The sequence below is a fragment of the Bacillus sp. WC2507 genome (assembly GCF_052656125.1).
Map to the genome: position 1 here is coordinate 256464 of NZ_JBQXPN010000003.1, position 22315 is coordinate 278778.

General features: G+C 33.0%; 18 protein-coding genes, 2 pseudogenes and 2 riboswitches. Of the genes and pseudogenes, 9 read left to right on the forward strand and 11 right to left on the reverse strand.

Annotation, left to right across the window (positions count from 1 at the left end):
* The first annotated feature begins 367 nt into the window (after positions 1-367).
* The 3 genes from ACUN28_RS29135 to ACUN28_RS29145 all read left to right on the forward strand — a co-directional run bounded on the left by ACUN28_RS29135 (position 368) and on the right by ACUN28_RS29145 (position 2110).
* On the forward strand, positions 368-493 hold the full coding sequence (locus tag ACUN28_RS29135; RefSeq protein ID WP_255290079.1) for a hypothetical protein: 126 nt from the start codon (positions 368-370) through the stop codon (positions 491-493).
* 228 nt (positions 494-721) lie between these two features.
* A complete protein-coding gene (locus tag ACUN28_RS29140; RefSeq protein WP_154214109.1) occupies positions 722-883 on the forward strand; it encodes a hypothetical protein in 162 nt (53 codons plus the stop codon).
* A gap of 66 nt (positions 884-949) precedes the next feature.
* Positions 950-2110 (forward strand): Ger(x)C family spore germination protein, encoded by a 1161-nt coding sequence (locus ACUN28_RS29145; protein ID WP_141537581.1) that lies wholly within the window; start codon positions 950-952, stop codon positions 2108-2110.
* Between the two features lie 429 nt (positions 2111-2539).
* On the opposite strand, the gene ACUN28_RS29150 is transcribed toward ACUN28_RS29145, so the two are convergent.
* Complete coding sequence (locus ACUN28_RS29150) at positions 2540-3487, reverse strand: aromatic ring-hydroxylating oxygenase subunit alpha (protein ID WP_016090083.1); 948 nt, start codon at positions 3485-3487, stop codon at positions 2540-2542.
* Between the two features lie 217 nt (positions 3488-3704).
* Positions 3705-4472, reverse strand: coding sequence for a polysaccharide deacetylase family protein (locus ACUN28_RS29155; RefSeq protein WP_016090082.1), 768 nt, complete (start codon positions 4470-4472; stop codon positions 3705-3707).
* 237 nt (positions 4473-4709) lie between these two features.
* Here ACUN28_RS29155 and ACUN28_RS29160 point away from each other — a divergent pair, with 237 nt between their 5' ends.
* Complete coding sequence (locus ACUN28_RS29160) at positions 4710-5162, forward strand: MarR family winged helix-turn-helix transcriptional regulator (protein ID WP_016090081.1); 453 nt, start codon at positions 4710-4712, stop codon at positions 5160-5162.
* 577 nt (positions 5163-5739) lie between these two features.
* Here the strand turns inward: ACUN28_RS29160 and ACUN28_RS29165 are convergent.
* Positions 5740-6861, reverse strand: a complete 1122-nt coding sequence (locus ACUN28_RS29165) for an FtsW/RodA/SpoVE family cell cycle protein (RefSeq protein ID WP_098560582.1) — start codon at positions 6859-6861, stop codon at positions 5740-5742.
* 186 nt (positions 6862-7047) lie between these two features.
* Positions 7048-7224, reverse strand: a riboswitch (M-box (ykoK) riboswitch).
* 507 nt (positions 7225-7731) lie between these two features.
* Positions 7732-7899, forward strand: a riboswitch (M-box (ykoK) riboswitch).
* 279 nt (positions 7900-8178) lie between these two features.
* Here ACUN28_RS29165 and mgtE point away from each other — a divergent pair.
* From mgtE to ACUN28_RS29180, 3 genes are all read left to right on the forward strand, one after another.
* Positions 8179-9507: a magnesium transporter gene (gene mgtE / locus ACUN28_RS29170; RefSeq protein ID WP_016090079.1), complete on the forward strand. Its 1329-nt coding sequence runs from the start codon at positions 8179-8181 to the stop codon at positions 9505-9507.
* Positions 9508-9664: 157 nt separating this feature from the next.
* Positions 9665-10750: a phosphodiester glycosidase family protein gene (locus ACUN28_RS29175; protein WP_098560583.1), complete on the forward strand. Its 1086-nt coding sequence runs from the start codon at positions 9665-9667 to the stop codon at positions 10748-10750.
* Positions 10751-10935: 185 nt separating this feature from the next.
* A complete protein-coding gene (locus ACUN28_RS29180; RefSeq protein WP_016090077.1) occupies positions 10936-11190 on the forward strand; it encodes a hypothetical protein in 255 nt (84 codons plus the stop codon).
* Between the two features lie 271 nt (positions 11191-11461).
* Here ACUN28_RS29180 and xerS read toward each other — a convergent pair whose 3' ends face one another.
* The 6 genes and pseudogenes from xerS to ACUN28_RS29210 all read right to left on the reverse strand — a co-directional run bounded on the left by xerS (position 11462) and on the right by ACUN28_RS29210 (position 17220).
* Positions 11462-12538 carry a tyrosine recombinase XerS gene (gene xerS / locus ACUN28_RS29185; RefSeq protein WP_016090076.1) on the reverse strand — a complete coding sequence of 359 codons (1077 nt, stop codon included), beginning with the start codon at positions 12536-12538 and terminating at the stop codon, positions 11462-11464.
* A gap of 1098 nt (positions 12539-13636) precedes the next feature.
* Complete coding sequence (locus ACUN28_RS29190; protein ID WP_016090075.1) at positions 13637-13789, reverse strand: hypothetical protein; 153 nt, start codon at positions 13787-13789, stop codon at positions 13637-13639.
* Positions 13790-14657: 868 nt separating this feature from the next.
* On the reverse strand, positions 14658-15365 hold the full coding sequence (locus ACUN28_RS29195; RefSeq protein ID WP_016136293.1) for an IS6 family transposase: 708 nt from the start codon (positions 15363-15365) through the stop codon (positions 14658-14660).
* A gap of 648 nt (positions 15366-16013) precedes the next feature.
* Positions 16014-16238 (reverse strand): annotated as a pseudogene (locus tag ACUN28_RS29200) (DDE-type integrase/transposase/recombinase); the annotation flags it as partial.
* A 23-nt stretch (positions 16239-16261) separates the two neighbouring features.
* Positions 16262-16756, reverse strand: coding sequence for a hypothetical protein (locus tag ACUN28_RS29205; RefSeq protein ID WP_016090072.1), 495 nt, complete (start codon positions 16754-16756; stop codon positions 16262-16264).
* Positions 16757-16809: 53 nt separating this feature from the next.
* Positions 16810-17220: a transporter gene (locus tag ACUN28_RS29210; RefSeq protein WP_098560584.1), complete on the reverse strand. Its 411-nt coding sequence runs from the start codon at positions 17218-17220 to the stop codon at positions 16810-16812.
* A 486-nt stretch (positions 17221-17706) separates the two neighbouring features.
* Here ACUN28_RS29210 and ACUN28_RS29215 point away from each other — a divergent pair.
* Positions 17707-19066: pseudogene (locus ACUN28_RS29215) on the forward strand (alpha/beta hydrolase family protein).
* A gap of 70 nt (positions 19067-19136) precedes the next feature.
* On the opposite strand, the gene ACUN28_RS29220 reads toward ACUN28_RS29215, so the two are convergent.
* Both ACUN28_RS29220 and ACUN28_RS29225 read right to left on the reverse strand, forming a co-directional pair.
* Positions 19137-20494 (reverse strand): IS3 family transposase gene (locus tag ACUN28_RS29220; protein ID WP_154214473.1). Its coding sequence is split into 2 segments (ribosomal slippage): positions 19137-20038 and positions 20038-20494, totalling 1359 coding nucleotides; the frame shifts between segments, so codons are not numbered across the junction.
* A 226-nt stretch (positions 20495-20720) separates the two neighbouring features.
* Entirely contained in the window at positions 20721-21773 is a 1053-nt protein-coding gene (locus ACUN28_RS29225) for an amidase domain-containing protein (RefSeq protein WP_016090067.1), read from the reverse strand.
* A 123-nt stretch (positions 21774-21896) separates the two neighbouring features.
* Between ACUN28_RS29225 and ACUN28_RS29230 the strand changes: the two genes are divergently transcribed.
* Positions 21897-22229 (forward strand): hypothetical protein, encoded by a 333-nt coding sequence (locus tag ACUN28_RS29230; RefSeq protein ID WP_016136290.1) that lies wholly within the window; start codon positions 21897-21899, stop codon positions 22227-22229.
* Positions 22230-22315: the final 86 nt, after the last annotated feature.

The window sequence follows — 22315 nt, forward strand, 5'->3', positions numbered from 1 at the left end:
CTTAAAAAAATAAAGTGGATTTGTATGTCTATTTCTGTATTTGATGAATTACAATTAATTGCACAATGGATTTATAATTTTTCATCCTAAAATACCTTACTAAATCTAGCTGAAAATGTTGTTTTTTTCAATGAAGAAGTAAATTTGGAGCGAAAGACTTATTGGTTATATTATGTTTTTGTTAATTTCAAACATATCTCATAAACGCCGTTATTTAATCGATTAGTATTTATGTCTGTGTTCGACTAGCCAAACGAGTTAAATAATTCATCTGTTAGAGCTATCCTTAAAGAGGGATAGCTCTTTTCTAGTATATATTTCATTCTACTAACAGAACCTAACTACAACCTATTAAAAGGAATGTTAAGTGAGTGGAATTGTTAAAGTTGGAATTAGACCTCTGAAATCGATGGGACAAACAGTTGGACTTGTAATTAGAGAAGTGGCGGTGAATATAGGGATTGTAGATTCGCTCTTAGTATTATTGTTTTAGTTATTTCGATTAGTTTTAGACTGTATGGAATCATTTTAAATCTTATTACACTTACGACTCAAATAATAAATTTAAAAGCGTTGGTGTTCCTTATACAACTCCTATTACTCCTGCATTTTTTAAGATTGAAAAGAAAAATTTATTCGTCTATCAAAAACGATATTGACAGATGAATCAGATTAATTGTGAATGAAAGATTTTATAATAAATCTAGAGAAGCAAAAATAATTGAAATCATTTGAGCATAAAGATGAAAAACTTAGACATTGGCGACTTGGTTTTGTGGCATCTTCAACTAATATTGATATAGGTGCATTGTCTATGTCTCGAGATAATGCAATACAAGTTTTATTTTCAGACGGTGGGATTATTTTGATTGCATTGATATGAACTTTGTTGTGTTAACGCCTTTACTAGTTTTGATTGTATATAAGCTAAAATAAAGGAATGGTGGAAATGAAATGTCTTCTTAAAATTATAACAATTGCGCTTATAGTTGGGGCTATCAGCGGTTGCTCTGAGTTAGCAGAGATAGAAGAAAGAGGATTTGTAGTAGGCGCGGCTTACGATATTGTTAAGGAAAAGAAATCAAATCCAATTATGAAAGGGACATATCAGATGGTACTTCCCAGTAAGTTAACGCAGCAAGGTGGAAAAGGGGCAGGAAATAATTATATTAATGTGAGTGCAAAAGCAGATAGTGTATTTGAACAAATACGAACTATCACTAAAAAAATTAGTCGTGAATTATTTTTTCCGCATATACAAGTAATCATTTTTTCTGAAAAATTACTCGCGAATCCTAATGTTTTACAAAATGCGCTAGATGTGTATATTCGTGATCATGAAATGAGAAGAAACATCCGTCTATTTGTTTCTGAAAAAAATGCAGAAGCTATCTTGAAGCAAAGTGCAAAACCAGAAAATTTACCGGCACAGTATATTGATATGCTAGCTGAACACCTTCCGAAAAATGCTCAAATGGTTGAGGCAGCAAGAATTGGTGACGTGCAAGAAAAGATAATTTCAAAACGAAGTTTTGTACTGCCTGTCTTAAGGCCAACAAAACAAGGGATAGAAATGAATGGGGCTGCGTTGTTTCGTGGGAAGGATAACAAGTGTGTTGGAATGTTAAACGGAGAACAGACAGTGGGAATGAACTTTGTAATTGGTGAAAAATTAGGAGGTTATTTTACCATACGTAAAAAGAATCAGCTTATTACATATGAAATTCATAAGCTACACCGAAAAATAAAGGTATTTACTGAAAATACTAAAAAACCGAAGTTTGATATTCATCTATTTCTCGAAGGTACTTTGGCGGAGTTGCATTTTAGTGATCATAAAAAATTTATGAATGAAAAACGCTTAACGAAGGATATTTCAAAAGAGATGGAGCAAAAGATTCAAAAATCAATAAAGCTTGTTCAAAAAAAATATAAGGTTGATGTATTAGCGTTAGGAGAAGTATATAAGCGGAATAATTATAAAGAATGGAAGAAAATAAGTAAGAATTGGGATCAAGGTGAAAATTATTTTAGTAATGCTGAAATTAATGTTCATGTTCATCCAGTAATTGAACATTCAGGCTCAGCTTTACCGAAGAGAGTAAAATAAGGTGACTTGAATAGCTAGCCAAAGCTCACTGTTATAATCAGGGATGTTCCTCTAGATGTAATTATTAATCAACTATCGTACTATAAATAGTATAGGTGGAGTTTGTTTTGGCTTATGTACATATGGATATAGCAAGTATAAAAGTGAAAAATTTGAAGAAGATGAGCTATAATGATTAACTCAAAATACCTTTCATTAGTTATTAATGAAAGGTATTTTGAATTATCTTTATTGATGTAGCGATAGACCCGATTGCATTTTTTCTTTAATAATCAGTACATGCTATATAAGAATTAGGTTAATTTTCTGGAAACTAAGTGTATTTTTATCGTTGTGGGGTGACACCAATACAATAGATTGATAGGTATGGGGCAGTATCCATATCTATAAACTTCGCTACACCTATATTCACTACTGGGTTACGTAACTTTAATCAAGTGAAAAACAAGACTCATTTTGTAAAAACTGAAACCAACGTTTTCTAAATTGAACTTGAGCCATATCTGCATGAACATGGGCTTCCATTTTTAAAGCTTCTGGTATAGGCCTAGGATGTTGATTTTCTACAATAATTTGATCCTCTTTTAGTACTTTTAAACTAAATTTAGCTAAGATTTGATCTAGAAAAGGGAAGTGCTTTAAAAATGTCCTTCCGGTATATCCCATAATTAATGTCTCTTCTTCATCAATTGGTGTAAACGTAATGTACTGAATAAATGACTCATTCTCCTGCTTTCCACTGTGAAGCATCCATTGATGTGGGAATTTGTATTCAAGGTAAGCATCACCATTTGAGAATATAAACTGATCCAGTGTGCCCTCAAGCTTATAATTGGTTGATTCAGCTTTTGTTTTTCTACCAATCGTTTTTTTATGTACATAAGCAAGGTGAGCAATATCCAGCACAGATTCGATTGATCGAGTAAGGTGTGCATTCCATGTGGCGTGGAAGGAAGAGAGTTTAAAAGGAGTGTTCTCCATTACATGAAAAGTTTGCCATTCAGGTGGAGCTTCCTCACTATCAGGGTATATCCAAATCAATCCAATCTTTTCTTTTACAGGGTATGAGAAGGTATGAGCAAATTTCGGGATAGGTTTATTGGGTTGGGATGGAATTCTTACACAAGTACCACAACTATTGAACTCCCAACCATGGTAGGGACAGACTAGTTTGCCATTTACTACTTGTCCTAGTGACAAGTCAGCGCCACGATGGGGGCAGTAAGGTGATAAAGCCTGAACTTCTCCTTTTTCATCCCGATATAATACAAAATCTTTGCCAGCAACTCTTTTTTTTACTGGCATCTTTTTTATATCTTTTGAATAACTCACAGCATACCAATTACGTGGGAATACTCTATTTATATTTAGAGTCATTTATTTTCTCCTTCTTTTTTATTCACGTAGTAGATTTTAATGATGTCTACTACATATTGTCTATTTTATGCTATAAAATATTTTAAATGTTCGTTTAAAACTAATAAATTTACAGTTTGATCTAATCATTATGAAAACGTGTATAATCTCTCTAAATGTAACAAAGATGACTATAGTACAATAGATTTTAAAAAGGAGAAAGTAAATAAACCCAGATTCACGGATAAATAGGATCAAAAAGAGAGGGAATTATTTTTATGGAACGATATAGCATTTCAGATACGGTGACACATGTATAACCATTGTTTTTAAGGTGGATCAGGATGCTTTCTAATGCTTCAACTGTCTGAGATGTCTCAGAAAATTCGCTACCATTCCAATCATGAAGTAGAATGATATTTCCAGGCTGTACACCTTTTATGATATACTTTGAAATTTTGCTAGCTGCTGGACTCCTCCAATCTTGGGGATCCTGATGCCACGACCATAAGATCACAAGTTTTCCGTTTTGTATGGCTGTATTAATAATTAAATCATTATGTAGCCCTCCAACTGGACGATACAGAGTTGGTTTATAACCAGTAATTTTCTTGATAACTTCATCCGTTTGATTTAATTCTGATGTTAATTTAGTTGCAGTAATGTTTTTATTATAAATGTGATTATAAGTATGATTAGCAATTTCGTGTCCTTCTTTTACCTCCCTTATTAAAATAGCGGGAAACCTTTTAACTTTATTACCTGCTACGAAAAAGGTTGCTTTTGCATTGTATTTAGCTAATATATCAAGTATTTGAGGGGTGAAAATAGGATGAGGACCGTCATCAAATGTTAGTGCAACGATTTTCTCCTTTGTATTTACCTCCCAAATTACCTTCCCTGTTTTTTCATATTCCTTACGACTATCTGTAAAAGCATATATGGATATTGGTTTTGAACAAAGAGAAATTATAAAAAAAATGAGGAATATCGAATTTTTTTTCACAACTAATACACTCCTATGAGATACAAGTAAGTTTAGTTTATGGAGTTATTACTAAATTATTTAATAAAAAATTTTTAAATGGTAGCCTAATGGACATGTGATGAGATCCCTTTTAGAATTAAGTAGCTTTATGTTGAATTGGGTTAATTGACTTTTCTCTGAAAGTAGTCCATGATAAAATGGTTCATTTATGAACAGTTCCATGATGAACTATATAGAGATAGAGGAGTTACTACAATGATACAAAAAAATCAAAGTCTTAAAATAGAGGCAGAAGTTGTACAGTCATTTGTAGCAATAAATAAAGAAATTATAAAATTTACAAATCGAAATGCCTCTAGTTTAGGATTAACAGTACAACAAATGGGAATCTTAAACACAATTTATGGAATCCCTAATATCACCCTTAAAAGTATTTCTGAACGGCTTTCAGTTCCTAAGAGTACAGTGAGTGTAAATGTGGATGTATTAGTCGATCTAGGATTACTCGAGCGAAATCCCTCATCTGAAGATCGTAGGGAGATAAAATTGAAAGTAACAATGAAGGGGCAAGAAATATCACAAAAATCTATTGAAAATTCTACTTCCTATAAAGCAATGTCATTAGCATTAGAACAACTAGAGGAAACAGAAATTCAAACATTATTGCATATTCATAAAAACATATTAAATTCTTTACAACAGAAGTGAACTGCGAACGATCAGTCATTCAAGAATCCCATCCGTTACACCGTAAGGTGTAGGATTTGCGGCTTTAGCCGTGGGAGTGACAAGTTCTTGAAATTTTAAAAAAGCGTATACTTTTAGCGAGATAATATGCGGCTTTTTTCTAAAATGAATTTTCTTATCGTATTTTTCCGAAATGCTGGGGGCAATCCATTGTTATAAGGCTAAGATTTTAAAGAACTCTCTAAAAAGAAATCTTATTTTTTTATATGCCGTGGGGAAGAATGTGTTTCTTGATTTAATAGTGATGGGGTGTATGGTAAGACTTCAGTTGCACTTACTTAAAGTGGAGCGTCAGAAAAAATACGGATTTAAATAGTTAAGGAAATGTAAATATAAAAAGCCTAATTTCTCGGTGTATAAGTGAGAAATTAGGCTTTAATTATTTCTTTAAAGCACCCTTTCACGGAATAACTGAAATGCTAATTTGATTTGATGAAGAAATACAACCGCATATGCCTCCTCATGCTTTAGAATACTTAGCCAAATAAAAAGGGAAGATTAACTTAAAATTGTTCGCTTACTTCATATATTAAATATATCAAAAAGGAGAATATCTTATTTTATTGAAAATTGAGACATTAAGCAATATTCCTATTGCTATTAAATTGACCATTAAAGAACTTCCACCAAAACTTACAAATGGAAATGGGGTACCTGTAAGAGGAAATAGTCCTGTAATACCACCTAAATTTACAACTGATTGCATACCGATCATACATCCTATACCAATTGCTATAAAACTGCCGAATGGATCTACACATAATTGTCCAATTTTTAAGGAGCGAAGTACTATAGTCAAAACTCCAGTTAAGATAATAAATACACCAATAAATCCTAGTTCTTCAGAAACTATTGCCATTATAAAATCAGTGTGTGGTTCTGGCAGATAACCTGTTTTTTGTATACTATTTCCAAACCCACGACCAGTGATTCCTCCAGAGCCAATGGCAATAAAAGAATTTACAAGCTGGTATCCATTTCCTTGTGCATCAACAAAGGGATTGAAAATCGTAGTAATACGTGTCTTTTGAACTTCTGATAAACTATATTGAATCAAATAATATAAAATAGGTAACCATAAAATAGAACCGATGGTAGTTCTTTTGATTAGTAGATTTATATTTATTCCTGAACAAAGAAATATGCTAAAACCTATACCTAATATTAAAAGTGCAGATCCTAAATTTGGTTGTTTAAAGATAAGAAAAAAAATTGTAGCTAAAAAAAATAAAAGTTTTCCGATAGCACTCCAATTATTTTTAGCTTGTTCTTGTCGTAATGCAAAAAAACGAGCTGTTACAAGTATTGTTCCTAATTTAAGAAATTCAGCTGGCTGTATTCCAAAGATCCATGATTGAGCATTATTTACTATTTTTCCTTTCCATAAAACCATAATTAATAAAAAAATTCCCCCAACCATAATACAGATTGAAACTATTCGTTTTTTCCATATTTCATATGGGAGTATAGCACAAACTATTAATCCTATTGTTCCTAAAAGTAGCTTTGTTAATTGAGAATCAACAAAGTGTCTACTGTTATAACCGTAATGCTGGACAGCGACAATGGAGCTCGCACTATACATCATGATAATCCCTAAAGTACATGTTATGAATAGAGGAAGGAGCAATAAATAATCGAGTTTTAATATTTTTTTCATTTTAATATCCTCCTGATTTAAAACAAAACATAATATTACATTTGCTAATGAATAGAATCTTGTTCTCGTCAATTACTAAATATGACTTTTGTTTAGGATGATTCTATTGCTTACTCCCTGTTTTTTTACGCAAAAATCCCCCTAGTATGTAACTAGAGGGATTTAAAATGGCATGACTAAATAAGGCTTTTCTCCCCCTAGTAGAGCTTTGGCACTATACAACGTAAAGTAATGAAAATTCATTACTTAGCTATCTTAAGAAGAGCCTTAATCCGACAATTCCTGTTCTACCCATTGGCGTCTTTCGACATTTTTGGGCAATAGCCTGTGTTTGTATAGGAGCCTCACCTAACAGGTTTAGCAATATAAATTTTATGTATTTGTTTCGTGTTGCAAGCATAAATATATTTTTTTTGCTTGTCAAGTAACCGTATTGCTAATTTTATATGTTTTATTGCTTTATAGCGCTTTGAGAAATGATGTGAGAAAATGTATGTAATCATTGCGTATAAATACATATATTCCACTTGTAGTGTATCGTTTGATTAAGTAGTTTAATCATATAAATTTGATAAACAGTAAAGAAGATTTTAATCATAAAAGAAGATTTTTGGAAAAATGTTCTTTTGAAGTAAAGAATAACTAATCATTCATTTTCTGTTATAAAGGTGAAAATTAATTATAAACAATAAGTTTCATATATTTTATAACGTTTCTTCAAATAAAATCTATTTGAATTCTATGTTTTTTAAGTGGAGTTTTAAATTTGTAGTAAAATATAATTTCATTTTCTATAAAAGATTTTTTTATGAATGGAATTTAAAGTCAGTTGACAAATATTAAATTCTGGTTTAAATTTTGAAGTAATTCAATAATCTTTGTTAGGTGAGGCTCCTGTATAGAGAAACGCTGCTGCCCAAAAATGTCGAGAGACGCCAATGGGTCAACAGGAACGGTCGGATTAAGGCCCTTCTTAATGTAGCTGGTTATAAAAACCTATGCTATACAGTGCTAAAACTCAACGAGGGAGTGGTATACGATTTGATAGAAAGGCACCTCTGTGATTTTGGCAAAGCTGTCTTAATAATCATTTATTTGTATTGTGAAAAAACCTTTACTCCTTTTTGAGTAAAGGTTTTTCTGTTTAATTTTATTTATTTTTATCTTGTCTATATTCAAAAAGGAGGTAATTTAAATTAATGAATTGATTGCAATGTAACTATTATTGCTCTAATAAAAAATTAAAGACAAATAAAATAAAACAAAACCACTCATGAAACTCTAGAGTCTCCCTTAGCAATATGAGGAGGAGTTAACATGAAGAAATTATTAAAGGAATTACTTGTAACCAAAAATAATCTGGATGCAGAGAAGGTTTTACGTCTTTCGTCGTATGATGTTGCGCAAGAAGTAAAACAGTTTTCAATTGAAGATCAAGTCATATTGCTAAATACGATTCCTGTATTAAAAAGCTCTAAAATTCTTCAATATATGAGTGCAGAAGAAAAATATAATATCTTAATTCACTTATCTGAAAACAAAGCTAAAAAGTTACTAAATTTACAACCAATTGATGAATTAGTAGATTTACTGCTAGCGGTTCATCCGGAAAAACAGGCTAAATTAATGGCGTATCTAGATAAAATCACAAAACATAACGTAAAAAAATTGATGACTTTCAAACCTGAAACGGCAGGAAGTCTTGTAACAAGTGATTTTGTTGCAGTTAGGGGAAATTGGTCAGTAAAAATGACATTGAAGTACATTAGGGAACATTCTAAAAACGTAGAATCAATATCTTATAGTTATGTTCTTGATAATCACGGGTATCTTAAGGGAATCGTTTCCATACATGAGTTATTACTAGCAGCAGATGAAGATCTATTATCTACTATCATGATTCAAGAGGTGATTTCAGTACACGCTGAAGTTGACCAGCAAGAAGTTGTAAAAAAGCTACTGAATTATAATTTAGCAGCAATACCTGTGACAACAGCAACTAATAAAATGATTGGTATTATAACATTTGATGACGTAATGAATGTTATGGAAGCAGAAGCTACAGAAGATATTCAAAAGTTAGGCGGAAGTGAACCATTGAATCAATCTTACTTTGAAGCTAGCATTTGGAGCATTTTCTTAAAACGTCTACCATGGTTATTACTTCTTTTTGTTGCTGAGGCATATACAGGTACAGTATTAAAGTATTTTGAAGACGAAATTGAAACTGTAGTTGCCCTTGCTTTCTTTGTTCCATTATTAGTAGGTACTGGAGGGAATACAGGAACACAGGTTGTAGCAACAATTACTCGTGCAATTGGTATTGGAGAGGTGAAATTTAAAGACATTTTCCGTGTAATGAAAAAAGAATTTGCAATAGGTATGCTTCTTGGACTTGCACTTGGTATAGCTGGGCTCACTCGTGCTTATATGTTAGGAGTTGGAACAGAAGTTGCACAAGTTGTAGCAATTACTTTACTATTTATTGTTATTTGGGCTTCTCTTGTAGCAGCTGTTTTACCTTTGATTCTAAGAAAATTAAAACTAGATCCTGCAGTTGTTTCAGGTCCATTTATTACAACATTTGTTGACGGAACAGGATTAGTAATTTATTTCATGGTTGCAAAAACGTTATTAAATTTATAAATATACACTGCAAAAACGAAATTTAGAATAAATATTTTTCCCTAATTGCTAAAATATAGCGGGGAATTCAGGCATGAGGAAATCGAACACTTTTGTCTTTAGATAAATAATATTTTAATGGATTTATTGAATGTAATGAATGCTGGAGGATAAAAATATGAAACATCTAAGAAAAATCTTCAAAAGAATCTTGCTTCTATTTTCTGTTTTAATGATTATTGGCATAGGAATATTATTTGGTACTAGCTATGGCCGAGAGCTTCGTATAACAATCGCTGGGAGTATACTAACTTCTCAGCATCCACAATATGCGAAATATACACTCCTATCCCCAAAGGAACTAGATAAACTGCAAGATAGAATTAATCATCCGAAATGGTCAAACAGTGATGAGCATATTTATAAAAAAATAGTAGGAAAAAGATTAGAAGAATTAATAAATCAGCCATTAGAAATTGATGTAGAAACAATTAAAAGTAATAAAGATAGTCGCTTTCTATTCGAAGGAAAGTTAGTCACTATTAGTAATCCTTTTAATGTTAAACTTGTTAGCCATCAAGGAACACAGGGCGCTAAAAAGGGAGAAAAAATTAGTGTAATGGCAAAACGTAATCATGCACTAGTTGCCGTGAATGCAAGTGGGTTCGCTGATGAAACAGGAAGGGGTGGAGGAAATGTTGCTACTGGAATTGTGATAGAAAATGGAAAAGCTATTGATACGAATATGGATAGAAATACCCCTACAATTATTACAGGTTTAACAAAGTTTGGACAAATGATAACAGGAAATTATTCTACACAACAACTCCTCGATAAAAAAGTCGTTTCCGCAGCTGGATTTATGCCACAGTTAATTGTGAATGGAGAAAAAATGATTACAGAAGGAGACGGTGGTTGGGGTTCTGCTCCGCGAAGTATTATGGCCCAAAAAGAAGATAGTACAATTATGTTTCTAGTCATTGACGGTAGACAGACGTACAGTATAGGGGCTACGTTAAAAGAGTGCCAAGATATTCTATATGAAAAAGGTGCTATAAATGCAATGGCAATGGATGGAGGTTCTTCGGCTACGCTATATTTAGGAGGAAAAGTTATAAATTCACCGTCTACATTATCCCATGAAGATCGTTATTTACCGAATGCTTGGGTGGTAACAGCAAATTCGAAGCAAAAAATAAAGATGACAATAGATGGAGAAAAAGTAAATCCCAAAACATTAGATAATATTGGTACAAATATTTAAACCCATATATGAGCTACTTATATAAATAAAGATTTTAAAACCGTAAAATGTATTAATGCATAAAATCCGTGAAATGAAATCAGTACACAAAAAGGAGAAATTGTATAATTGCATAAAGTTTATGAAAAAATGGGAGTATAATTTGTTATTGTGTAATAAAGATAAGGCCCACCTACGGAAATATAATGTCTGAACAATTGGAACAAAGAGAGTATTACTTCTCGTTAGTGAAAAAATCTTATGCCATTCGTTCCACTGTAATCCATGGACAGTCTATGTCAGAAAAAAGATATGCAGATGCCCTCGAACTTGCTATAGAGTTAGATAATGCAATTAGAGAACTATTGCTAAAGATTATATTAAATAGTGATTTTGAAAAAAATTTTGAACAGAATGAAGAAGATTTAGAAAGATGGTTTAGAAAATTTATTCTTTTATAATGGTCTATATTTATATTCCTATTTACTAGACAAGATTTAAAATCCTAAATGAAATGTACATTACATTTGTAATTAACGTAAACAACACTTGTGGGAATCTAAAATTTTCATTTATATCCATCAAGAGATAGTCTTTATATACCAATTATAGAAGGATTCAAATTATGTATTTTTTACATAATAAAATGAAATTTAAATGAATAATAAATAGAGTTTAAGTCCATAAGTCTGTAAAAGAATAAAAGTTCAGCAATGCAAAACTGCTGAACTTTTATTCTTTATTCTTTCCTATTCTCCCTAAACTATCTTTAATAGTTGTTTCCCCAAGTTGTGTATATAGCAAAGCAGTATCTTGACTGGTATGCCCAAGTTGTTGCATCACTTGTAACGAGTCTTTTTCTTCCATATATAATTTATTTGCCAATGTATGTCTTAATTTATGAGGGGACATTTTTTTACCATAGGCTTTAGTATATTTTTCTACTATATCCTGGATAGCTCTAACTGAAAGAGGTTGTGCAGTATGTTTATACTTTGATAAAAACACATTTTTTAATTCTTTCCCTGGAGCGTATTTGTTATCTCTAATTTCCATATACTTTTCTAGATCGTTCAATGCGATTGGGGTAATCCATACAGAATCTTCTTTGTTTCCTTTTCGGATTACATCAATTAGCCTTTCTTTTAAGTTTATATCTTCCATACGAAGATCGGCCAATTCACTTACACGAATGCCACTACCAAGAAAAAGGGAGAGGATTGCCACATCTCGATCTTTATCTCTTAGGAAATAGAACAACTGATGTTTCGTTAAAGATTTTTCATGCTCATACTTAACGTAATTTAAAAACTCTTGATCATCATCATTATGAAATATTTTAGATCTCATACGTTTTGCACGGGCATTTAATGTTTCTTTATCTTTATGTATTTCAATCTTAGCCATTACGTTTCTATAAAAATAGCATTCTCCTTCATCATTCTCTGAAAGGGAAGTAAGGTACTTGAATAAAGACTTTAAGGCTGAAATTTTTCTATTAACAGAGGAATTCTGCATGTTATGTTGTAGTTTTAGAAACCTCATGAAGTTCTCGACATCTTTTTTCTTTAAATTCTCCAAATCAGAGAAGGACATGTCTTTAATGGGCTTTAATTCAATAATTTGTTCAGATAATAGCCAGTTAAAGAAGACTCTAAAATCATATACATAATTCAGTAGGGTAGAGGGAGAGGCATCATGCAATTCTTTGTACTCCACAAATTCTTCTATGTAAAAAGGCATTTCATTTAGATTTTCGTATAATTTTTTACGATGTACGGATTTTTGACGTTGCTTGCTGTAGTCCATAAAAATCACCTCATATATAATATAACAGAAAACAGAAGCGAACACAAGTTCGCGTTAAATTCAATTTTTACACAAACTTATTTACATAATTAAATTATGAGATGCTAAAAATACTCAATAGTGAATGGAATAATGTATTTACTCAAGTAAAAATTATAGATAATTAAGAGAGAAATTTGTATTTGACCATAAAAATTAGTGCAAAAACTAGATATAAATGTATAGAAAATAAAACAAATTTGCTATAAAAATTCATAAAAAAGATTAATACATGAATATAGTTTAAAAGTCTTTATAAAAATATAAATTGGTTTATATAATCATAATTATGGGGGTTTAATTAGATCAACGTGAGAAAAAACCTTATAAAGTAAAATGTAATTTGCTATAAAAATTAGTAATGAGTTATTTAAAATTTAATAATTTCTATATAAAGTATGAATTATATAGATACATACCAACATACTAAGATTCATGCAACTAAGCTCGAAATCCCTAGATACGGTTATTAGATTTTTATTTAACTCCTTTATTGTTCGTAAAATTGGTATTTCGTGCGAAGTTGTAAAATGTTTGTTTCTCCCCTTTTTTATAATTCTTTTATGTTCATCCAACAAAATGCATCATGCACCTTTCATCAGTATAAATATCTTTTAGTTGCAGATTCATTCACCTATACATTTTAATTTTGATTACATGGTTGCTTATAGGGTATAGCTAGCATATAAATACATGTTAAAAAAATTTCAATGCAATACGGGTAACTTTAACCACTTAAGACTAAATAGGTTGTGCTTTACCCAAAACTTAATTGTTTTTATATTGAAAGAGAATGTTTCTTATAATCCTGTAAAAAGTATTCTTTATTGTACTTTGTTTATGTGAACATACAGTGATTTTTAATTCTAATACAGATTTTAAAATATAACTTCGCAATTTTCCCTTCCGTCTCAATAAGTTAAGAATTCTTTTTATTTTGAGACGGATTTCACTCCTTTTTTCAAGGTACGTGAAATTTTACCATCTCATTGTTGAATAAGGGAACGATGACTACAATACAGCCCCCACCACACTATTAGTCATTGTTCCGTTATCCATTCATTTCTTCAATGAATCTAGTACTTGTTTCAATTCACAATCATCACTATGACCACTTTCTTCGTCATAATAACAATACGGACAATCATGACCAATGAAACCTTGTGAAAACTCAAGTTCTTCTAGTAACTTAATAACTCGTTCTTTATCCATCTCTCCCCCTATTAAGCTGTTGTCTTCTTATAAAACGCTGCTATACGTTTCTCTTCATCGTGAATTCTCTATCCATCATATTACTCGATCCTGTGAGTTACATCTAGTTAATTTAGTTTTCAAAGAACAAGACTAGAGACTATCCCTCCACATTCGCTACATGCTTCGTCGGTACTTTGTCCCCACCTTCACAAGAATGAAGCAATTTCGGTTCGTTAGAACCTTATATGCATTTGTCCGCTAGTAGGCGTTGGTGACAGTTTCTTGCTTACCACGTTCCGATTGACTTAGCTATACATATATCCTTAGGTGCTTGCTTTAAGCCTGTTATCTTTACACCCTCATCGTTAGATGTTCCGAATTTCGTATCCTTTACTCTTACTTTTCGGTGGATAACGTCATCATTGACGACATACAAATTTCTATTGTATTAATAATTTAGACCCGTACATTCGCAAGTTAGCCAGTCCGTTATTTTAGACATTCTCACCATAGATATTTTGTAGCATCCCGACCTATCCATTACCATATGATTTCTCACTTAGGTTTTGTTCAGCCGACTTCACCTAGCTACATACAATTTGTGACTACTATCACGCCTTGCATGTAGGAGTATTAGATAAGTAGTTTCAGCTCAACCTGACGGCTTTCATTCCTACTTTCAGTCAAACAGTTGTTGTTATCAAATTGATAGCCCTCCTATTTCATGTTTGCACACTTATGAGGAAACGTGTCGCACAAAGGATTATTTTGTTAAGTTCCTTGTAATTTTTTTTCTTCTATCTCTTGACCTTCTTCTTTTATTGGTTCTGGTGCAAAAATAAAACAAAAGAGAATAAAGCACATATATTCCTAACGGAATCGTATCTTATATTGCAAGTCCAAACAATTGATGGATGAATTCTTTTTGATTTTGGACAGACTGGTCCCGTAAATCAATCTGTTCTTTTTTAATCATATGCATAGCTTCGACTCCAGAAAGAATGGATGTAGCTGTGTCAAAACATTTGAACCCTAGCATAGAACGGATTCGCTTCTTTATAAAGCGATGATCTTGTTCTACTATGTTATTCAAGTACTTTTGTTGTCTAAGTTGCATACCATCAGGTATGCTTTTTTCTTTTTTCAACTGTTCAATTGCTATAGGATAAGCTGGGTTCTTATCGACTGTTATAACACGTGGCTTTGAAACATGAAAAGACCGCAAAGCTTTCTTGAAAAAGCGCTTTGCAGCCTTCTGGTCTCTTGTTTTGTTTAGGAAAAAATCAATTGTGTTTCCTTTCGAATCAACAGCACGATATAGGTACACCCATTGACCTTTTACTTTGATATATGTTTCATCGACTCTCCAAGAGTCATTTATTTGTTTGAGGTAACGTCGGATCCGTTTGTCCAATTCAGGACCATACTGATGAACCCAACGCATAATCGTTGTATGAGAAATGGATAAACCCCGTTCCTCCATCATTTCCACCAAATCACGAAAACTTAGGTTGTACCGTAGGTACCATCTTACCGTTAATAAAATAATATCAGGCTGATAGTGCTTCCATTTGAACCAATTTTTCTTTTCCATACCGATTACACACCTTTTTAGAGTAATAGTATCAGTATGTCCAAGTTTTAGAGATTACTTGTAGTTACCTTGAAGTTTTTGCACCAGAACCCATTTTATTATTACTAATTCCAATACTACATATGTACATATGTAGTATTGGATGGCCGCAAAAAAACATGGGAATTTAATTCAAGCCCTATATCAAAATGAAAATAAAAACCACCTGTGATATACACAAAGTGCTTTTCTCTTGTCAATTTATCTATTTTCTTTTTATACCTCAAACTCCTTTGAATCGTACTTTTCTAGAGTTTGCTACAATTCATTTTTTCATATGGAATATGTTTATCTGTCTGTATATCTTCAACATTTTCTCCACCCGCTAATAATCTCCTGTACTTAAAAGAGTGCCCTGTTAATAATGGTGTAATTATGTTGTATGGCCCTCCTTTTGTTTGATTACTTGTATAATAAAACAAGTATCTGAAACTGATATGTGGTCTACTTTACTGATAAAAATAACAAATAAAAAAGGAAACCTGCATGTTCGTTATAGTGATTTCCACGTTATATATACTCATATAAATTCATTAATATGCAATATTACATATTAGGTTCCTGTATCTTCATGATATTAATGTATTTTTGATACTTTTATCTTCATATTTAGAAAGGAATACTATTGTACGTTGAAAAGGCGGAGTCTCTTTGAAGACTTCGCCGTTGTTTATATAGGGCATGAATGGTCTCGATACCTTTTATCGTACGTGAAGCATGACGAAGATTTTGAAATCCTGCAGATCTAGCAAAACGTCTCTTGACATGCCTATGATCCTGGTCAATAAGATGGCTAAAATTTTTGCTTCTACAATGGATTGTAGTTTGATAAACCGAGAGACCCTTTAGAATAGAAATCACTTTTGACACAAAACAATGATTTTATATGGTGTAGTTTGAGCTGGTATACTCATTGTTGTAAAACTATAAATAGCTATTAAATTTCGATTTACAAGATTACCTGTAAAGAATTGACCATTTGTTAATAAAATTTGAGTAGAAGGAGAAATATTTAATTTTAATTTTCCATCGCTACTCTCCAACTGTTCATTAAAATAGTCTACTTTTACATTTTGATGCGGTGTATATTTTGCCATAACAATCGCTTGAAATTGTGGTGGGAAAATAAGAGGAGCAGGAGCGTTGGCATCGTAAAAACCAGTTACTTTATCTCCTACTACTACCGTTGCATAGTCGATAAAATACGTATTTGGTTTCACTACAAAATTTATTAGATTCCCATAACCATTATCTACGGACATTAATTTATTACATCCTATATCTTCGTTTGACCCTGTTACAAAATCGTTAATCATAGTTATTGTACCATCAAATAATTGAAATTTTTTCATTCAAATACCTCTTTTGTTTATATAATTAAACCCCTATCGTTACTCTATAATTTTTAAAAACATGTAAATGAAATAATCCTTCTCGTATCAATTCCAAAAATAACCCAAAACCTACCGTTCCATCTAAAACCAGCAACAGACCTTGGTCCTACAAAAATTGGGAAATACCAAAATTGTTCACCATTACTAAGCCATATATAAGTATTTCGAAATAAACATAATGAAATTGCTCCGGGATCAACAGCAAATGGTGAAGCAGTTGATTGTTGAGGAATAAATGATGGGGGAGGAGATGTTGGAGCTTGTGAACTTTGCTGTCCTGGAAAACTTGGTACACCCGGAAAACTTGGTACACCTGGAAAACCTGGCATTCCAGGTATACCTGGAATCTGAGGACCAGAGAATTGACGGTCGAAGCATTGATCATAATTTATATAAGGAAAAAATATTGAATCATTATACATTTAAAAACCACCTCTTAATTTTTAAAACCCTCTAAATTATTAATATGTAATATTGTTCGTATAGGAAGCTTATTCGCTTCCTATACGAACAATATTTTAAACAGGAAAGTATACCTATACCCTTTTTTCTCGGTATGGGTAATGGAAATTCTAGTGTCATCTTTGCTACTACACACTGTTACCAATCAAACATACACAATGTAGAAATGAACCATAAAAATTTCTTCATCGTATGCCCCCTCTCTTCTTGTTTTTCTTCCCCTACATCATAACGGGATTGGAATCATTGTTGGAAAAACAATCGATTTCTATGATTTAGCAACGATTTATGTATAAATCCATTGCTTAACTCCTCCACTCTTTCAAACGGGCTTTTTATGATATGTATGCAGGATTCCCCCTTACATGTAACGAAATCCCAATAGGGAAACATTCCACTAATTACCATACCCATTTCATACCATTACGTTTTTGGGGTTAAAGAGGATGAAAAAAAAGAAGTTACAAAAATCAGCACTTTCTTTTACCCTACTCTTTTCTTTAGGTGTTTCTTCTTTTCCGCTTACAACAGCTATTCATGGGGATACACAAGGGGCACAAACTGCAGAAAAGAAACAAGTCTCATTAACGGAGCGTACGTCTTTATTTTTTGCATATCTCCAACAAGGTAAATATGCAGAGGCACTCCAGTTGACGTCTGCAGCTTTTCAATCCAAGTTTACGGCAAAGATATTACAAAGCTGGTGGACACAAAGTGGCGGGAGCAGAATTACAAGCATGGGAACACCTGTTATAAAAGAACGAAACTTGGTCCATCAAACGGTTGAAATTCCAGGAGCTATCGAAGGAACTGCTATTCCACTACTCCTTAAATTCACGCCTGCCGGCAAAGTTGATGAGGTTGGCGCCAGAGAAATCTTATACCATCCAGCATCCTAGCTATGACCAACCTGATTCCTACCAAGAACGAGAAATCGTCATTGGAAATGCTACATACCCGTTACCAGCCACATTAACGGTTCCAAAACATAAACCTGGCGAAAAAGTACCTGTTGTTGTTCTTGTTCACGGTTCTGGTCCGCAAGATCGTGACAGTACATTTATGGGAGCTAAAATCTTTAGAGACCTTGCAGCTGGTCTTTCATCCATCGGTATCGCAGTGTTACGTTACGAGAAACGTTCCTTAGAACACGGTTTTAAAATGAGTACAGAACCTGTAACGTTAGACCTAGATACTACAGATGATGCCATATATGCAGCAAAATCAGCAGCGCAGCAAGAAGGCATTGACCCAGATTCTCGGACATAGCCAAGGTGCCGGCACCATGCCTCGCATACTAAGCAAAGCACCTTCATCACTTGTAAGAGGAAGTATTTTAATGGCACCACCTGCACGTCCGTTTACTGACATGCTCCTTGATCAGTATCAGTACCTCAGAGCACCTAAGGAATATATTGATGAAATAAAAAAACAATTCGCTTACATTGAGGACCCTACTTTTGATCCAGATCACCCACCAGCTGGTTATAATTATCTTTCTCCACATTTCATGTATGATGTAACTCGTTGGCGTCCAGTTGAGGAAGCGAAATCACGAAAAGAGCCATTACTGATTCTGCAAGGCGCACGTGATTATCAAGTAACAGTAAAAGACGAGTTTACGAAATGGCAAGAAGGGCTTTCAAGCCGCAGTAATGTTCATTTCAAAGAATATCCGAAATTGAATCACTTCTTCACGGAGGGCGACGGGAATTAAGTCACCCTAGTGAACACGAAGTCCCTTCCAATGTTCCTGCGTATATCATCAAGGACATCGCTACATGGGTCAATGAGACAAAGAAATAAGAAAACAACAAAAGCCATCATGCAATCATCATTGTGAAGTGACCCCTAAAAGTTAGGCACGGTTAGTTCATTAGGCAGCTTGATAAAAGTGAGTCCGGTATTGTACCGGACTCATTTTTAATTTTGCCTTTATCCGTTTGGTATTATAATAATCTATATATTTTTCTAATTCTATTTCGAAATGCTCTACACTTTCAAACTCTTTTATGTAGAGAAATTCAGACTTCATGATTCCAAAGAAATTCTCCATTACTGCGTTGTCGTAACAGTTGCCTTTACGAGACATACTTTGTAGGATACCTCTTTCTTGTAATGCGTGACGGTACTGTTTCATTTGATAATGCCAACCTTGATCTGAATGCATCAATAGTTGGTGACTTTCAGGTAAACATTCTAATGCTGTCTCTAACATTTCTGAAACAAGTGAGTATGTTGGTCTAGAGCCAATTGTATAAGTAATGATTTCACCATTATACAAATCCAATACAGGGGATACATAAAGTTTCTCACCGAATAATTTAAATTCCGTAATATCGGTTACCCATTTTTCATTTGGCGCATCTGCCGTAAAATTACGCTCTAAAATATGGGGTGCAATTTTACCAACCGTTCCTTTATAAGATTTATATTTTTTCATACGTACAAGGCATTTTAAACCTAACTCTTTCATAATTCGTTGCACCTTTTTATGATTCACTATTTGATTACGGTTGGCTAATTCATCACGGATACGACGATATCCATAACGACCTTCGTGTTCATCATAAATCGCTTTAATTTCTACTTTTAAATCCGCATCTGGATCGATTCTATCCATTTGTTTTACATAAAAGTAATATGTGCTTCGAGGGATACCCGCTAACTTTACTAATTCTTTCACTTGAAACTCATGCCTTAATTCATAGACTACTTGTGCCTTATCTTGTTTGGTGATTTTTCCTTGTTTTGAACTAAGGCATTCAACTTTTTTAAATACGCGTTTTCCATACGTAAGCGTTCTAATTCAGCTTGTAACGCTTCAACTGAACCTTCTGCCGGAATTTTTTTCGTATCCTGTTTTGTGTTTTTATTTTTCATGGATGGACGCCCCTTTTTCTTTGGTTCAAGGGCATCTAAGCCACCTAATTCAAATTGCTTCTTCCATTGATAAACCGTTGTAAAAGAAGGAATCATGAATATAGCCGCTGTATCCATTAACGATATACCCGATTGAGCCATAAAATTTAGTACGTTTAGTTTAAACTCTACGGTGTAATTTGTATAGACCTCGTGTAAACCTTCTTCTCCATGGAGTTCGTATAAGCGCAACCAGTATTGAAATTGCGCCTTTGTAATATGCATCTGTTTTGCATATTCTGCTTGAGAAATTGTTTTTGGATTAAATCCTTGAACGAGCTTTAACCTTGAATCCTTCGTAAATTTTGTCATAAAAAAACTGCACCTCCAATTGTTAGACTGTGTCTAACAATTGGGGTGCAGTTCATTGCGTGATGGCTTTTTTAATATAAATGATTCCATACACGTGATACTGACATATCTATTACTCTCTTTATTGTTTCAAAAGAGCAAATAAGATGCCACCTCTTTTGAGAGAAATAGCATCTTTTTTTTATATGAGATTAAATTATTGATTGTAATAACTATTGTTCACACATTATGAACGAGTAAATTGAAGAATTAACAGCTTAGACTCTTTCACTTTAGGATCAGAGTCTAAAATATATCCAATTTCATCATTTTTTCGGTCGGAAGTATGCTGACTAATTTGGAAACTGCCTGGTGATTTTTTTGTAACCATTAAACTATGCCATTTACGGCCAGTCACATCACTTCGATATTGAATAACGTCCCCAACATTCGCATTCCCTTCTAATGCTTTTGGGCTATAAGTCTCATAGGTTGGTACTCTAGAAGACCAGTAAGTATAGAAGTTTTCAACTACTGTCCAAGTATGTGAAGCTTTATGTACTACACGATTTCCATTCGCATTCGGCATAAATACACTGTACCAATATGTATTACCTGGTAATAAATCAGGAGATGTGAATGAAATGTTACTTGTCTTATTCATACCTTTACCACCCGCATTAACAGCTTGTGAAACGAAATTCGTACAATCTCCACCGCCACCCGTAATTCCAAGGCTATAATCGCCAAAGCTAGGATTCCGTCCCTTTGCCCATTTTACTGCATAACTAGCAGCTGCACTTCCACTATATCCTGAACTTGCTGCAGCCATTTTTGGTGCTCGTTGCATTTGTTCGATTTTTGCAGATGCTTCTTTTGCTTGTACTTCTTCTTTAATTTGTCCAATTGTTTTCTGCGCCACAGGTTTCATGCTAAATTCTTTCGGACTAGACTTAGCCTGTAAAGAATTCGTTTTTGACGCATCTGTAGTAGTCGGCGCATTTAAGGATTTTTCATGTATATATTCTGCTGCATATCCTAAAATTTGCTTATATTGAGGATGTTTCTCCAATTCTTTATCCTCTTGATACATTAATTGATTAAATAGATAAGCATAAAACTCTTCACTGTTCACTTTAAACGTAAGATTGTGCACTTTTAAATATTCGAATAAAACGCTTTCAATTTCACCTAACGTATAATCTTCTACTTTTTTCTCTTCTGCGCTTGCAACAGACATTTGGCTGCATAACAAACCAATTGATAATGTAGCACCAACTAAAGTCTTTCTTAATTTCATAAAATTTCCCTACTTTCTGAATATTTATATAACTCCCATTTATGATATAATGATTCCAGGTGGAAGTAAAGAGTTATTTTCCTAAAATTTTATAAAACAGGAAATAAAAGGAGATGAAACTTAGTGAAATGGAAGGTACCATTGACAATACTAGTCGTAGTTATTATTGGAATTATCATTTATTATAATCGGACTGTTGAATCAAAAATACAGGGATTTCCTGTACCTGCTCGTGCAGAATATGTGTATCAAGAAGAGCATAAGGATTATGAATACAATGGAACATGCTTTTCAAACGGTTTACCTTTTGATTATCAGTTAGGAATATGGTTTGCCGGATGGAAAACACAGAAAGCAGACGGCGCGATGATTACATATAAAAAGGATGATAGAGTTGTAGTTTTAGTACTAGGCGGAAATGCCATTTATATTTACGAAGAAGGAAAAACTCAATAGGATAGGTTTCTGAATATACGTAATTTTTGTTCAGTTACTATCAGTTTATCCAATGTAATATCCTATAAAATAAATAAAAAGCCGTT